The 14,425-nt window shown below is 64.5% G+C and carries 12 protein-coding genes; 5 read left to right on the top strand and 7 right to left on the bottom strand.

Annotated elements, in window-relative coordinates; genetic code table 11:
* Window positions 1-54: 54 nt before the first annotated feature.
* A complete protein-coding gene (locus tag ABIC09_RS20650; protein ID WP_354110374.1) occupies window positions 55-1,617 on the top strand; it encodes an AMP-binding protein in 1,563 nt (520 codons plus the stop codon).
* Between the two features lie 342 nt (window positions 1,618-1,959).
* Here ABIC09_RS20650 and ABIC09_RS20655 read toward each other — a convergent pair whose 3' ends face one another.
* The 7 genes from ABIC09_RS20655 to ABIC09_RS20685 all read right to left on the bottom strand — a co-directional run bounded on the left by ABIC09_RS20655 (window position 1,960) and on the right by ABIC09_RS20685 (window position 7,527).
* Window positions 1,960-2,733, bottom strand: a complete 774-nt coding sequence (locus ABIC09_RS20655) for a thioesterase family protein (protein WP_354110375.1) — start codon at window positions 2,731-2,733, stop codon at window positions 1,960-1,962.
* 11 nt (window positions 2,734-2,744) lie between these two features.
* On the bottom strand, window positions 2,745-3,713 hold the full coding sequence (locus ABIC09_RS20660; protein WP_148749959.1) for an NAD(P)H-dependent flavin oxidoreductase: 969 nt from the start codon (window positions 3,711-3,713) through the stop codon (window positions 2,745-2,747).
* A 261-nt stretch (window positions 3,714-3,974) separates the two neighbouring features.
* A complete protein-coding gene (locus ABIC09_RS20665; RefSeq protein WP_148749958.1) occupies window positions 3,975-5,375 on the bottom strand; it encodes an aspartate ammonia-lyase in 1,401 nt (466 codons plus the stop codon).
* A gap of 27 nt (window positions 5,376-5,402) precedes the next feature.
* Complete coding sequence (locus ABIC09_RS20670; protein ID WP_148749957.1) at window positions 5,403-5,924, bottom strand: hypothetical protein; 522 nt, start codon at window positions 5,922-5,924, stop codon at window positions 5,403-5,405.
* An 81-nt stretch (window positions 5,925-6,005) separates the two neighbouring features.
* Window positions 6,006-6,587: a YqaA family protein gene (locus ABIC09_RS20675; RefSeq protein WP_148749956.1), complete on the bottom strand. Its 582-nt coding sequence runs from the start codon at window positions 6,585-6,587 to the stop codon at window positions 6,006-6,008.
* A 56-nt stretch (window positions 6,588-6,643) separates the two neighbouring features.
* Window positions 6,644-7,048: a phosphoribosyl-ATP diphosphatase gene (gene hisE, locus ABIC09_RS20680; protein WP_148749955.1), complete on the bottom strand. Its 405-nt coding sequence runs from the start codon at window positions 7,046-7,048 to the stop codon at window positions 6,644-6,646.
* A gap of 101 nt (window positions 7,049-7,149) precedes the next feature.
* Window positions 7,150-7,527 (bottom strand): hypothetical protein, encoded by a 378-nt coding sequence (locus ABIC09_RS20685; RefSeq protein ID WP_354110376.1) that lies wholly within the window; start codon window positions 7,525-7,527, stop codon window positions 7,150-7,152.
* Window positions 7,528-7,754: 227 nt separating this feature from the next.
* On the opposite strand from ABIC09_RS20685, the gene ABIC09_RS20690 reads away from it, so the two are divergent.
* The 4 genes from ABIC09_RS20690 to ABIC09_RS20705 all read left to right on the top strand — a co-directional run bounded on the left by ABIC09_RS20690 (window position 7,755) and on the right by ABIC09_RS20705 (window position 14,248).
* On the top strand, window positions 7,755-8,795 hold the full coding sequence (locus ABIC09_RS20690; protein ID WP_354085647.1) for an ABC transporter substrate-binding protein: 1,041 nt from the start codon (window positions 7,755-7,757) through the stop codon (window positions 8,793-8,795).
* A gap of 90 nt (window positions 8,796-8,885) precedes the next feature.
* Entirely contained in the window at window positions 8,886-10,694 is a 1,809-nt protein-coding gene (locus ABIC09_RS20695; RefSeq protein ID WP_148749953.1) for a glucan ABC transporter ATP-binding protein/ permease, read from the top strand.
* A 188-nt stretch (window positions 10,695-10,882) separates the two neighbouring features.
* A complete protein-coding gene (locus tag ABIC09_RS20700; RefSeq protein ID WP_354110377.1) occupies window positions 10,883-12,367 on the top strand; it encodes a D-alanyl-D-alanine carboxypeptidase family protein in 1,485 nt (494 codons plus the stop codon).
* Window positions 12,368-12,562: 195 nt separating this feature from the next.
* Window positions 12,563-14,248, top strand: a complete 1,686-nt coding sequence (locus ABIC09_RS20705) for a long-chain fatty acid--CoA ligase (RefSeq protein ID WP_354110378.1) — start codon at window positions 12,563-12,565, stop codon at window positions 14,246-14,248.
* Window positions 14,249-14,425 lie beyond the last annotated feature (177 nt).

The following is a 14,425-nucleotide window of genomic DNA, read 5'->3' on the forward strand; positions in this document are numbered from 1 at the left end:
GTCATCGGCAACATTGGCACGTGAGAAGCCGATGACAAAGCAACGAGGAAACATATGTCCGATCCGCTCCACGCATCGTCCCCGACTTGTGCGCAGACGCTACGGGCCCTGGCGCGCTACCCCGGCCGCATTGCTTTCGCCTGGCCCGGCGGATCGCTGAGTTATCAAGGCACGCTCGACCTGATCGGACGATTCCAGAGCGTATTCATGCGGCTCGGCTTGCAGCCCGGCTCGCGCGTCGCCTTCCTCACCGCGAACCGCGCCGACACCTGGTGCGCCGGTATCGCCGCGCAATTGTCGCGATGCTGCATCACCTGGCTGCATCCGCTGGGATCGGAGACGGACCAACTGTTCCAGCTCGAAGATTCCGAGGCCGAAGTGCTGGTGGTCGACGTGGCCGCCTTCCGCGATCGCGGTGGAGAGCTCGCTGCAAAAGCAACGCGGCTCAAGGCGGTCTTCACCATGGGGCCGGCCGACTACGGTGTCGATCTCTTGCAGGCGATCGAGGGCGCGGGACATGCCAGCGCGCGGTGCCTCGCAAGTCTCGACGATCTCTCCACGCTGAACTACACCGGCGGCACCACCGGCAAGTCCAAGGGCGCGCTGCGCCATCATCGCGAGAACGCGGGCGCTGCCGGCGCGATCCTCGCCGATTTCGAGATCCCGGACGCCGCGCGCTATCTCACGGTGGCCCCGATCAGCCATGTCGCGGGCACCAAGGTGCTGCCGACACTGATGCGCGGCGGCACCGTGCACATGCTGAAGGGGTTCGATCCCGAGGCGGTGCTGGCGACGATCGCACGCGAGCGCATCAATTTCACGCTGTTCGTGCCGACCATGATCTACGTGCTGCTCGACCATCCCGCGCTCGGCAAGACCGATCTCTCATCGCTCGAGCTTGTGCTCTACGGGGCGTCGGCGATGTCGCCGAGCCGGCTGATCGAAGGCATCGAGCGCATCGGCCCGGTGTTCTCGCAGCTCTACGGCCAGACCGAATGCTATCCGGTCTCGGTGCTGCGCAAGAGGGATCACGATTCCAAGACGCCGGAGCTGTTTCTGTCCTGCGGCTTCCCGATTGCGGCCTGCGAGGTCAGGATTCTCGACGACAGCGACCAAGAGGTGAAGACCGGTGACGCCGGCGAAATCTGCGTGCGCGCGCCGCATGTGATGACGGAATACTGGAAGCGGCCTGATATCACCGCGCAGACACTGAAGAACGGTTGGGTCCACACCGGCGACATCGCGCGCCAGGATGAGCGCGGCTACCTATTCATCCTCGATCGCAAGAAGGACATGATCGTCACCGGCGGCTTCAACATCTTTCCGCGCGAGATCGAGGACGTGCTGTCGCAGCATGCCGATGTTGCGATGGTCGCCGTCGTCGGCATCCCCGACGAGAAATGGGGCGAGGCGGTCACGGCCATCGTCGTGCCGCGCGATGGCACAAAGCCCGATCCGGACGAGCTGATCGATCTGGTGCGGAGGCGTAAGGGTTCCGCGCATGCGCCGAAACAGATCCAGTTCGTCAAGCAGCTGCCGATGACCGGCGTCGGCAAGGTCGACAAGAAGGTGCTGCGCGCAGGCTTCTGGAGCGGACGGGACCGGATGGTCGGGTAAATACCCCGGAATTCTACGGGGTCGTGTGGCCCCGGCACCACAATGCGTGACAGAGTGCGCGTCTGCGCGGGCCGCGCGATTGCCGGCGAATCAGGGAATCAACTAGACCGCTGATGGGGCTGGGAAGCGGAGTAAGACATGCGAGTCGCTTCCCTGGAAAGTGCAGTCGCCGCGGTCACGTTGATCACGGCCATCATCGTGGTGCTGTGGGAGATCAAGATCTTCTACGGCGTGTGAACAGGCAGGATGCCCTGGTCGAACACGACCAAGCATCCCTTCCGCGGCGGCGGAAGCCTGCCGTTCAAGTGGCACAAGCAGCGATCACGTCGCCTGCCATCACACTCACCGCTTCTCGATCACCAGGCTCTGCACCGCGCGGCCGAAATAGCCTTGGCGATCGGCCAGCCGCGACATCGCAAGCCCGGCGCCATCCGGGCCGATCCAGGATTCGCCGTCGAGCAAGATCCAGTCGCCGACCGGCTGGCGCGCCAGGCTCACCGAGAGGTCGGCGTTGATGTAGGTCCAGGTGCGGAAGTCGAGCGTCGAGGCGGTGCCGTTGGAGAAATCGGCGGCGACCACGGCCCGCATCGCCTGCGAGACCGCCTCGCCTTCGACCAGCGGATGGTCGAGGCGAAACCAGATCGCACCGGCACCGGCCTGGCCGAAGCGGCCGCGTGCGGCGCGCATCGAGACCATGCCCGCGAACGGGCTGGTCGCGCCGTGACCGTCCTCGACCAGCGAGTCCTCGGGCGACGGCAGCGTGACCGGCAACTCCCTGACGTCATCGGGCAGCGGCTGCGCCTGTTGCTTGATCTTGAGCACGGTGGCGCCGACGACCTGTACGCCGTCGGCGAGCAGCTTGACCTCGCAGAGCTGGATCTTGCGACCCTCGCGCAGCACCGCGGCCTCGATCGTGAGCGGCGCCACCGGCACCGGGCGCATCAGGTCGATGGTGACGCGTGCGATGTTCATCGCGACCTGTGTCGGAATACGCTCCGCGGCCCACGTCACCAGCGCCGATGGCGCCGAGCCGTGCTGCATGCGCCGGTCCCACGGCCCTGCGGCATTGGGGCTGGTGACGACGCTGTTGCCGTCGACGCGGTAGATGGCGGTCATTGCGAGAGCTATCACAACGGCGGATCGATCGCCTCGTCGTATTCCTTCTTGAAACGCGCGATCATCTCGGCGGCGGGCACGATGCCATCGACGCTGCCGATGCCCTGGCCCGAGCCCCAGATCTCCTTCCAGGCCTTCGGCTTGGCGCGCTCGCCGGAGGCGTCGGTGCCAAAGTTCATCTTGGAGGGATCGGAGGTCGGCAGGTTTTCCGGATCCATGCCGGCGGCGAGGATCGAGGGCTTCAGATAATTGCCGTGCACGCCGGTGAAGAGGTTGGAATAGACGATGTCGTCGGCGCTCGCACCCGCGATCATCTCCTTGTAGGTCTCGACCGCGTTGGCCTCCTTGGTCGCGATGAAGGCCGAGCCGATATAGGCGAAGTCGGCGCCGAGAACGCGCGCGGCGCGGATCGCCTTGCCGTTGCCGATGGCGCCCGACAGCGCGATCGGGCCGTCGAACCATTTCCGCGTTTCGGCTACGAAAGCGAGCGGCGAGATGGTGCCGGCATGGCCACCGGCGCCGGCCGCGACCAGGATCAGGCCGTCGGCACCCTTCTCGATCGCCTTGTGGGCGAATTTCTGATTGATCACGTCGTGGAAGACGATGCCGCCCCAGCCGTGAACGGCTTGATTGAGCTCCTCGCGTGCGCCAAGCGAGGAGATGATCATCGGCACCTTGTACTTGGCGCAGAGCTGCATGTCGTGGTCGAGCCGGTTATTCGACTTGTGCACGATCTGGTTGACCGCGAACGGCGCCGACGGCTTGTCGGGATGCGCGCGGTCGTAGGCCGCGAGCTCTTCGGTGATCCGCGCCAGCCACTCGTCGAGCAATTCCGGCGGCCGCGCGTTCAGCGACGGGAACGAGCCGACCACGCCCGCCTTGCACTGCGCAATCACGAGGTCGGGCACCGAGATGATGAAGAGCGGCGAACCGATCACGGGGATCGACAGGCGTCCCTTGAACAGAGCAGGCATGGACATTGCGGAACGATCCTTTGCTGGCAGACGCATTGAAGGTTGGGAGCCATACCAACAAGGCAATCTTTCCACTGTCAAGTATTGCGTTTTGACGCCGTGGCGGATGCCGTTACCGCAATTCCAACGCGCGGAATTCTTTTGTCCGTCATTCCGGGGCGACGCGCAGCGTCGAGCCCGGAATCCATTGGGCGTCGGCGCGAATAGCGAAATGGATTCCGGGCCCGCGCTACGCGCGCCCCGGAACGACGAGGGGAAAGGGCACCATCACCCAAGCAAATCCGGATTGATCAGCCGCTCGAACGAGAACATCTCGTCCCATTTTTCCTGCGTCAGCAGCTTGCGTTCGGTCACCACGATCTGGTGCAGCGACTTGCCGCTCTTGTAACCCTCGCGCGCGATCTCGGCGCATTGCTTGTAGCCGAGCAGCGGCTTCAGCACGGTGACGATGCCGAGCGAGTTCAGCACCATGTTGCGGGTGTGTTCCTCGTTGGCGGTGATACCGACCACGCAATTCTCGCGCAGGCTGTTGACCGCGCGCTCCATGGTGCGGATCGAGAAGAACAGCGCAAACGAGATCACCGGCTCCATCACGTTGAGCTGGAGCTGGCCGGCACTCGCAGCGAGCGTCACCGTGGTGTCGAGCCCGATGACGAGGAAGCTGGTCTGGTTCACGACCTCGGGGATGACAGGATTGACCTTGCCCGGCATGATCGAGGAGCCCGGCTGCAATTGCGGCAGGTTGATCTCGTTGAAGCCGGCGCGCGGGCCGGAGGCGAGCAGGCGGATGTCGTTGCAGATTTTCGTCAGCTTGCTCGCGGTGCGCTTGAGCACGCCGGAGAGCTGCACATAGGCGCCGGTGTCCGAGGTCGCCTCCACGAGATCGCCGGCGAGAATGAAGTCGACGCCGGTCAGCGCGCTGAGATGCCGGACCGCGAGTTTTGGGTAGCCGACCGCTGCCGTCACGGAGGTGCCGATCGCGGTGGCGCCGAGATTGATCTCGCGCAGCAGCGCGCGCGCCTCGGAGATGCGGTCGACCTCCTCGCCGATCGTGGTGCCCCAGCCGCGAAATTCGGCGCCGAGCGACATCGGCACCGCGTCCTGGAGATGCGTGCGCCCCATCTTCAGCACGCGTTCGAACTCGCGGCCCTTGGCGAAGAAGGCCTCCCGGAGCTGGCGCAGCGCCATCATGTAGCTCTCTAGCCGCAGGATCAGCGCCAGCCGGAATGCGGTCGGATAGGTGTCGTTGGTCGACTGGCCGTAATTGACGTGGTCGTTCGGGCTGACGTGCTGGTAATCGCCCTTGTTGAAGCCGAGCGATTCCAGCGCGAGGTTGGCGATCACCTCGTTGGCGTTCATGTTGGTCGAAGTACCGGCGCCGCCCTGGATGAAGTCGGTGACGAACTGGTCCATCATGTCGCCGGCGATGACGCGGTCGCAGCCGACGATGATCGCGTCCGCCACCTTCGTGTCGATCGCGCCGAGATCGCGATTGGCCATCGCGGCGGCCTTCTTCACGTAACCCAGCGCCTTCACGAAGTAAGGCTCCTGGTTCATCGGAATGCCGGTGATGTGGAAGTTTTCCTTACCCCGGATGGTCTGGACGCCGTAGTAGATGTCGTCGGCGATCTCACGCTGTCCGAGGAAGTCCTGCTCAGTGCGGCTCATGGGCGCTCCTTTGGTCGCGCGACGTCCTCAGTTCTGGCACAGCGCGCTGGTGACGACGGTATCGGTGCGGCAATCATCCGGTTTGCGTTGCCTGCCCGGAATGAGAACCTTGGCCGAGCACTTCTCGGCGGAATCGGTGTTCAAGCTCTTGCCTTCCTTGTAGCCCTTGCCCTGGCAGAGCTGATCGGCAGCGAGCTTGCAGTCGGGCCCGCCGCTTGGCGAGACCGGACAGGCCGCACGCCCCGACACCATGGTGGACGGCCGCGCCAGGCGCGACAGATCGTTCATGGTCTCGCTCGGGCTTTTGATCGGCGGCAGGATCGAGGGCAGCTTGTCGAACAGCTTGCCCATTTCGTTGATCAGTCCGGGGTTTTCCGAAGCTGCAGGCGTCGATGGCGGCGGCGCGGCCTGCGGCCCCTGCTCCTGCAGACCGAGCGTCGGCGGCGCCGATTGCGCCCACCCGGTCCCGCCAGCACCGGGCAGGAGCAGCAGCACCGCCGAGATCAGCGTCCCGAGCCGCACTGCCGGAGTTCCGGATCGAACCATCATGGGGCAACCGTAGCCGAAGCCGGCGCGGCGTGAAAGCGTTGGGGATCCAACTCCCGGAATCCAGATCCTGGAATCTAAGTCCTAGATCAGCTTGATCGCTACCACGAAGCCGAGCACCAGCACGGCAGCGCCGAGCGCCACCCACAGGGCGAGATGCCGCTCGATCCGCTCGCGGATCCAGTCGCCATAGCGATTGAGGAGGATCGCTACGATGAAGAAGCGCCCGCCGCGCGCGACAATCGAGCACAGGATGAAAAGAACGAGATTGTATCCGGCAAAGCCCGAGGTGATGGTGACGAGCTTGTAGGGGATCGGCGTCAGGCCCTTGAGCAGGATGATCACCGCGCCCCACTCCGCGTAGGAGGCGCGGAAAGCATCGACCTTGCCGCCGAGGCCGTAGACCTGGATCAGCCAATGGCCGACCGAGTCGAACAGCAGCGCACCAATGGCGTAGCCGAGCAGACCGCCGACCACCGAGGTGGCCGTGCAGATCGCGGCGTAGAGCCAGGCGCGCTGCGGACGCGCCAGCGACATCGGGATCAGCATCACGTCCGGGGGAACTGGAAAGAACGAGCTTTCGGCGAAAGCCACGGCACCCATGATCCAGAGCGCGTAAGGCTTGTGGGCGGCGTCGATGCACCAATCGTAGATACGTTTCAGCATGCGCCGCGATGAAGCACCATGGGACGGATTTGTCCATCGTGGAGTTTTGTGACGCTTTAGTGCCGTTTGCGCGCCGCGCGGCCCTCGAGCGCGACAATTGGCCGCCGGGCCGAAATACGCGGTGACGCGACTTTGGGCAGCTTCATCGGCGATTTCGGCAGCTTTTCGGCAATGCCCAACATGTCCTCACGCCGCGACATTTCACGCCAGACGTCTTCGGGGCGCACGCCGGCGGAAGCCCATAGCACGGTGAGATTGTAGAGCAGATCGGCGCTTTCCCGGACCACGGCCTCGGCGTCGCCGTTGACCGCATCGATCACGACCTCGATCGCCTCTTCGGCCAGCTTCTTCGCCATTTTGGAGGGCCCACGCTGAAACAGCCGGGCAGTGCGCGATGTTGCCGGATCAAGGTCCCTGGCCGCGAGGACAGCCAGATATAGCCGCTCAAGCGAATCACTCATTACGCAAAACTACTCTAAACAATTGGTCGACGCGTTAACGCCTGACAATAAAAGGCAAAAGGCCGGAGCGGCAAGCGCGCCGGCCTTTCGTGGTCAACGACTTACCAACAACCCGCGCCGCCTCGGCTGCAGGTGGCAAAGGGGTCGCGACTGCCACTGCCATTGGTGCCCAGGTATTCGCGATCGCTCCTGTAATAACCCGGGCCGCCGTAATAGGCCGGGCCGTTATCGTAATAGACCGGGCCGCCGCCGTAATAGGCCGGGGCATCATAGGCATACGCATCGCGGGTTGCGGCGATCGCGAGCCCGGTGCCGATGGCGCCGGCAATGGCTGCACCGGCAAAGGCCGCGCCGCCGCCCCCATGCCAGTGGCGGCCGCCTGCGAACGATGCGCTGGGGGCGGCGATGGTCAGCGCCAGCACCGCCGCGGTGGCGAGAACGGCCTTGCGGCCCGTAAACTTCGAAAATCGGTCAAACATGGCGTGGACCCTCCTTGGGACCTGCATTGGTGCCTCGAGACAGGCTCATGTCTTTCAAACATCCGCATTCCATGTTGGGTTCCCCAACCCCAACAGAAGATGAACGTGGTTGCGTGATCGTGACGCAACCACCGCTCATCCGCCGTTCATGTTGATGTGAACACACTCGTCGCCGGCCGGCGCTGCGAGCGTCACGAAACCACAACAATGCGGAACCGGCGCGACCGATGGTTGGATTCAAGACGATCGTCACTCACGGCCTGCTGGTCCTCGCGATCGTGCTTGCCGCGCGCCATGTGGACGCGGCCGAGACCGTGGCGCCGCCTGTGGCGATCCACGTCACCTTCGACCGTCCGGTCGATGCGAGCATGGCGCCGTTCTTCATGGCCGCAAAGGACGGCAAGTTCGGCGCCGAGCACCTCAACGTCTCCTTCAACAGCGCGGCCGGATCGCCGGAAGCACTTGCGCGCGTTGCTACCGGCAATAGCGAGCTCGCGCTCGTCGACATCAACGAGCTCATTCGTTTTCGCGACAAGGCCGATGCGCCGCCGGTTAAGGCGGTGTTCGTGCTGTTCAACCGCGCGCCCTACGCAATCGTCGCCCGCAAGAGCCGCGGCATCCATTTGCTCTCCGATCTCGACGGCAAGGCCGTCGGCGTCGCCGACAGCGATCTGTCGATCCGGCTGTGGCCGGCGCTGGCACGGCAGAACGGAATCGACGTCTCGCATGTCAAATTCTTCAAGATGAGTGCGGCGGTGCGCGAGCCGGTGCTCTCGGCGGGACAGGTCGACGCCGTCGCCGGGTTCTCCTATCTCTCCGCGGTGAATTTGCGCGACCGCGGCGTGCCGGCCGATGATCTCGCCGTGCTGCGTTACGCCGATTACGGCTGCGAGGCCTACGGTTTTGCCGTCGTCGCCAGTCCCGCTTTCGCCACGGCGAAGCCGGACGCGCTGAAGGGTTTTGTCCGCGCGCTGATTGCGGGCATCACCACAACCGCGAAGGAGCCGGCGCGCGCGGCGGACGAGGCCGCCGGCCGCATCGACGACAGCGACCGCGACCTCGAGCTCGCGCGCCTGCGCACCGTGCTCGCCGACAACATCCTGACCGACGAGGTCCGACGCAACGGCCTCGGCGGCGTCGATCCGGCGCGCCTGGAGCGCTCGATCGACCAGATCGCCGAGGATTTCAGATTCCACAAGCGTCCGGCGGCGGGCGACATCTTCGATGGCCGGTTCCTGCCGCCGGTTGAAAGCCGGCTCATCAATTGAGCAAAACCGGCAGCTTCTGCTGTATCTCGCGGGCGATCCCTGCTTAGAATATCCGCTCGTCCCGTTTGATCCGCCAGAGTCCGACCTCGCATGTCCATTTTCAGCCTCTACACCCGTGTTCTCGAGCTGCTCGGAAAAGAAGCGCGGCTGGGCTGGTTGTTGGCAGTCGCTAATCTCCTGCTTGCCGCCTCGCAATTCGCCGAACCGGTGCTGTTTGGCCGCATCGTCGACGTGCTCTCCGGCAAGACGGTAGCCGGCTCAAGCTCGGCCTGGCCGTTCCTGATCGCCTGGGTCGCGTTCGGGCTGTTCACCATCGGCTGCAGCGCGCTCGTGGCGTTGCAGGCCGACCGGCTCTCCCACCGCCAGCGCCAGGCGGTGTTGACCAGCTATTTCGAGCACATTCTGCAACTGCCCCTGACCTTCCACTCCGGCACCCATTCGGGCCGGCTGATGAAGGTCATGCTGAACGGCACAGATGCGCTGTGGCGGCTGTGGCTCGGCTTCTTCCGCGAGCATTTTGCCGCGATCCTCTCGGTCGTAGTGCTGCTGCCGCTGTCGCTCTATCTGAATTGGCGACTCGCGATCCTGCTGTTCGTACTCTGCATCGTCTTCACCGCACTGACGACCTTCGTCGTGCGCAGGACCTTTGGCATGCAGATGGCGGTCGAGGAGCAATATAGCGAGCTCTCGGCGCGCGCCTCCGACGCGCTCGGCAACGTCGCGCTGGTGCAGAGCTTCGTCCGCGTCGAGTCCGAGGTGCAGGGCCTGCGCTCCGTCGCCGATCAGTTGCTCGCGGCCCAAATGCCGGTGCTGTCATGGTGGGCGCTCGTCACTGTGATCACACGCGCCTCCACCACCATCACCGTGCTCGCGATCTTCACGCTCGGCATCGCTCTGCACGACCAGGGCCTGACCTCGGTCGGCGAGATCGTGATGTTCGTGAGCTTCGCCACGCTCTTGATCCAGAAGCTCGAGCAGGTCGTGAGCTTCATCAACAGCGTATTCATGGAAGCGCCGCGCCTGCGCGAGTTCTTCAACGTTCTCGACGCCGTGCCCGCGGTGCACGACCGCTCCGACGCGATCGATGCGGGGCGGCTCTCCGGCCTGGTCGAGTTCAATGACGTCACGTTCTCTTATGACGGCAAGCGGCCGGCGGTCGAGGATCTCTCCTTCACCGCGCTGCCCGGCCAGACCATTGCGCTGGTCGGCCCGACCGGCGCCGGCAAGTCGACCGCGATCGCGCTCTTGCATCGCGCCTTCGATCCCCAGTCCGGCTTCATCAAGATCGACGGCATGGACGTGCGCGGTGTGACGCTGACCTCGCTGCGGCGGAATATCGGCGTCGTGTTCCAGGAAGCGCTGCTGTTCAACCGCTCGATCGCGGAGAATTTGCGCGTCGGCAAGCCGGACGCAACCGACGCCGAGATGCGCAAGGCGGCCGAGCGCGCACAGGCGCTCGAGTTCATCGAGCGTAGCGGCGGTTTCGAGACCAATGCCGGCGAGCGCGGCCGCATGCTGTCCGGCGGCGAGCGGCAACGGCTGTCGGTCGCACGCGCGCTGCTGAAGGACCCGCCGATCCTGATCCTGGACGAGGCGACCAGCGCGCTCGACGCCATCACCGAGGCCAAGCTGAATGCCGCTCTCGATGAAGTGATGAAGGGCCGCACCACCTTCGTGATCGCCCACCGCCTCTCCACCATCCGCAATGCCACGCGGATCCTGGTGTTCGAGGACGGACGGGTGATCGAAAGCGGAACTTTCGATGAACTCGTGGCCAAAGGCGGCCATTTTGCCGAACTCGCCAAGGCCCAGTTCATGGTGCAGGAAAGTGCTCAGGCAAATGCGCGGCCCAGCGCGGGTGCCGCCGAGGCCGCGGCCTCTGCCGCCAAATCCCCTTAACAAGTCCCCGTAGCACCGTCGAAATTCAGCCTATTTCATCGCGGAATACGCAGCCGAAACCCCTGTTCTCGACGCACGAGCCGGTATAGGTTTGCGCTGCCGCAAGCGGCGGCGCTGGATTTCAGAACCGAACATCAGATCACGAGAACCGTCCGAACTGGCGGATCTCCAAGGACCGGAATCGGATAGTGCACGCCTTTCGCCCGCTGCTTCGCAAGTCTCTGTTCAACCTGTTCGCCGCAGCGCTCGCAGTCGGTGCGCTGCTCGTACCGCGCGTCGCAAATGCTGAAGCGCTGCTTCTGATCGAAGCCGACACCGGCAAGGTGCTGCAAGCGGACAACGCGACCATTCCCTGGTATCCGGCCTCCGTCACCAAGATCATGACTGCCTATGTGACGCTGAAGGCGGTGAAGGACGGCAAGATCACGCTCGACACGCTGCTGACGGTGTCGCCGACGGCCGCCTCGCAATCGCCCTCGAAGATGGGCCTCCGTCCGGGGACACAGCTCACCGTCGACAACGCACTGAAGATGATGATGGTCAAGTCGGCGAACGACATGGCCGTGGTGCTCGCCGAAGGCCTCGGCGGTTCGATCGACGGCTTCTCAGTGATGATGAACGACACCGCGAAGAAGCTCGGCATGACGCAGACGAACTACGTCAATCCGAACGGCCTGCCTGCAGATGGACACGTCACCTCGGCACGCGACCTCGGGATTCTCGCGCGCTCGTTCCTGCGCGACCTGCCGGAATACGAATATTTCGTGCATATCCCGGCGATCCGCTTCGGCAAGCGCGTCACCGGCAATTTCAACAAGCTGATCGGCCGCTATCCCGGCGCCGACGGTTTCAAGACCGGCTTCATCTGCGCCTCCGGCTACAACCTCGTGGCCTCCGCCACGCGCAACGGCCGCCGCCTGATCGCGGTGGTGCTCGGCGCCAATTCCGGCACCGCGCGTGCGGTGAAGGCGGCGCAGCTGCTCGAGCGCGGCTTCAGCCAGGATAATCTGTCGTGGCTGCGGCCCTCGCTCGGCACCGTCGAGAACCTCGTGCCCGTCGACGCCTCGCCGCCGAATTTGCGCGAGGAGATGTGCGGCGGTCACCGCAAGCGGCCGGCCAGTGACGACGACGATGCGCTGATCGCGACCAACGGCGGCGGCACGACCGGGTCTGCCACCGGCGGCGAAGCCCAGGTGACGTTCTTCACCGCAGGGCTCCAGCCGCCGCTGATGAGGGCGTCCGAGCTGATGGCCTCGGCGCCTGCAGCCGCAGAGCCCATGGTGGTCTATACCGGCCCGACCCGCACCGGCGCGGCCCTGGTCGCGGCGGTCGCAGCCGACACCGATCAGCAGACCCCGCCGAAGGCGCGTGGCAAGAAGTCGCGCGTCGCCAAGAAGCCCGACGCCGGCAGCGACGCCAAGACTGACGGCAAGACTGACACCAAGACTGCCGCGGCGAAACCGGCCGCCACCAAGCCCGACGCGGCCGCGAAGAGTGACACCAAGAGCGCGGCAAAGCCGGCGGCGAGCAAGCGTGCCGCGGCCAAGTCTGATGCGGCGGCCAAGCCTTCTGATAAGCCTGCGGAGAAGCCGGCGGCGAGTGGCGATCAGACTGCCAAGCCGGCCAAGCCCAAAGCCGCCACCAAGCCGAAGCCCGCGCCCAACAACAGCTAGGTTAAGGCTCAAGGCCCGCCTGGCTACGCCCGCACTTCGCACTGCGGCAGCGATCTGCGACGATTCCAGTAGCCACTCTCCAGCCTTTGCCCTAAGCCTCGACCGCCTTGCCAGCCGTTCCGGCAGGCTCGATACTGCCGGCAATGAGGCAAGCCCGAGACACAACGGGCTCTGGTGCAAGAGAGGGGAGTTTCCATGGAGCGCATCTGGCTCAAGCAATATCCGCCCGGCGTGCCCGCTGATATCGAGCCGACTCAATACGCGTCGCTGGTCGACCTCCTTGAGGAGAGTTTTGCCAAGTTCGCCGACCGCAAGGCGTTCATCTGCATGGACAAGGCGATCAGCTATCGCGACCTCGACCAGATGTCGCTGGCGCTCGCTGCTTACCTGCAGGGACGCGGCCTGCAGCGCGGCGCGCGCGTCGCCATCATGATGCCGAACGTGCTGCAATATCCGGTCGCCACCGCCGCGGTGCTGCGCGCCGGCTTTGTCGTGGTCAACGTCAATCCGCTCTACACCCCGCGCGAGCTCGAGCATCAGCTCAAGGATTCCGGCGCCGAAGCGATCATCGTGCTGGAGAACTTTGCGCACACCGTCGAGCAGGTGATCGCGAAGACGCAGGTCAAGCACGTCATCGTCGCCAGCATGGGCGACCTGCTCGGCTTCAAGGGCGTGATCGTCAATCTCGTCGTCCGCCGCGTCAAGAAGATGGTGCCGACCTGGTCGCTGCCGGGCGCTGTCTCGTTCAACGATGCGCTCTCGGCCGGCCGGGGTGCAACCCTCAACAAGCCAAAGCTGTCGCCCGGCGACGTCGCCTTCCTGCAATATACCGGCGGCACCACCGGTGTCTCCAAGGGCGCCACGCTGCTCCATCGCAATATCGTCGCCAACGTGCTGCAGAACGATGCTTGGCTGCAGCCGGCGATGACCACGCCGCCGCATGTCGATCAGCTCATGGTCGTCTGTGCGCTGCCGCTCTATCACATCTTCGCACTGACGGCCTGCTACCTACTCGCGGTGCGCGCCGGCGGCTGCAATCTCCTGATCCCCAACCCGCGCGACATCGCCGGCTTCGTCAAGGAGCTCGCGAAATACCAGGTCAACAGCTTCCCGGCGGTGAACACGCTCTACAACGGCTTGATGCACCATCCCGACTTCAAGAAGCTCGACTTCTCCAAGCTGAAGATTTCCAACGGCGGCGGCATGGCGGTACAGCGCCCGGTGGCGGAGCAGTGGAAAGCCGTGACCGGCTGCTTCATCGCCGAAGGCTACGGCCTGTCGGAGACTGCGCCGACGCTGACTTGCAATCCCGCGACCACAACCGAATTCTCGGGATCGATCGGGATTCCCGTGCCCTCGACCTGGATCTCGATCCGCGACGACGACGGCAATGAACTCCCGCTCGGCCAGCCCGGCGAGATCTGCGCCAAGGGCCCGCAGGTGATGTCGGGCTACTGGAACAGGCCGGAGGAGACCGCGAAGGTGATGACCGCGGACGGCTATTTCCGCACCGGCGACATCGGCATCATGGACGAGAAGGGCTACACCAAGATCGTAGACCGCAAGAAGGACATGATCCTGGTCTCCGGATTTAACGTCTATCCGAACGAGATCGAGGAAGTGATCGCGAGCCATCCGGGCGTACTGGAATGCGCCGTGATCGGCGTTCCCGACAGCGGGTCCGGCGAAGCGGTGAAGGCGTTCGTGGTGAAGAAGGACCCGAACCTCACGGCGGAGGACGTCATCAAGTTCTGCCGCGAGCAGCTTACCGGCTACAAGGTGCCCAAGCAGATCGAATTCCGCGCCGACCTGCCCAAGACCAATGTCGGCAAGATCCTGCGCCGCGAACTGCGCGACGAGAAGAAGGCTCAGGCGGCGTAGTGCCGCCTCTCTCCGCCGTCATTCGAGGAGCTCTTCGCGACGAAGCAATCCAGAGTGTCACCGCGGCGACAGCTCTGGATTGCTTCGCTCCGCTCGCAATGACGAGAAAATTGGCAGCCACTGCTCATCACACCGCTGTGAAGCCGTTTCCCTCCGTCGGTAAAATGCTCTAGAACA

It is taken from the genome of Bradyrhizobium sp. S3.12.5 (assembly GCF_040548225.1).
GTDB classification, from domain to species: Bacteria; Pseudomonadota; Alphaproteobacteria; order Rhizobiales; family Xanthobacteraceae; genus Bradyrhizobium; species Bradyrhizobium cytisi.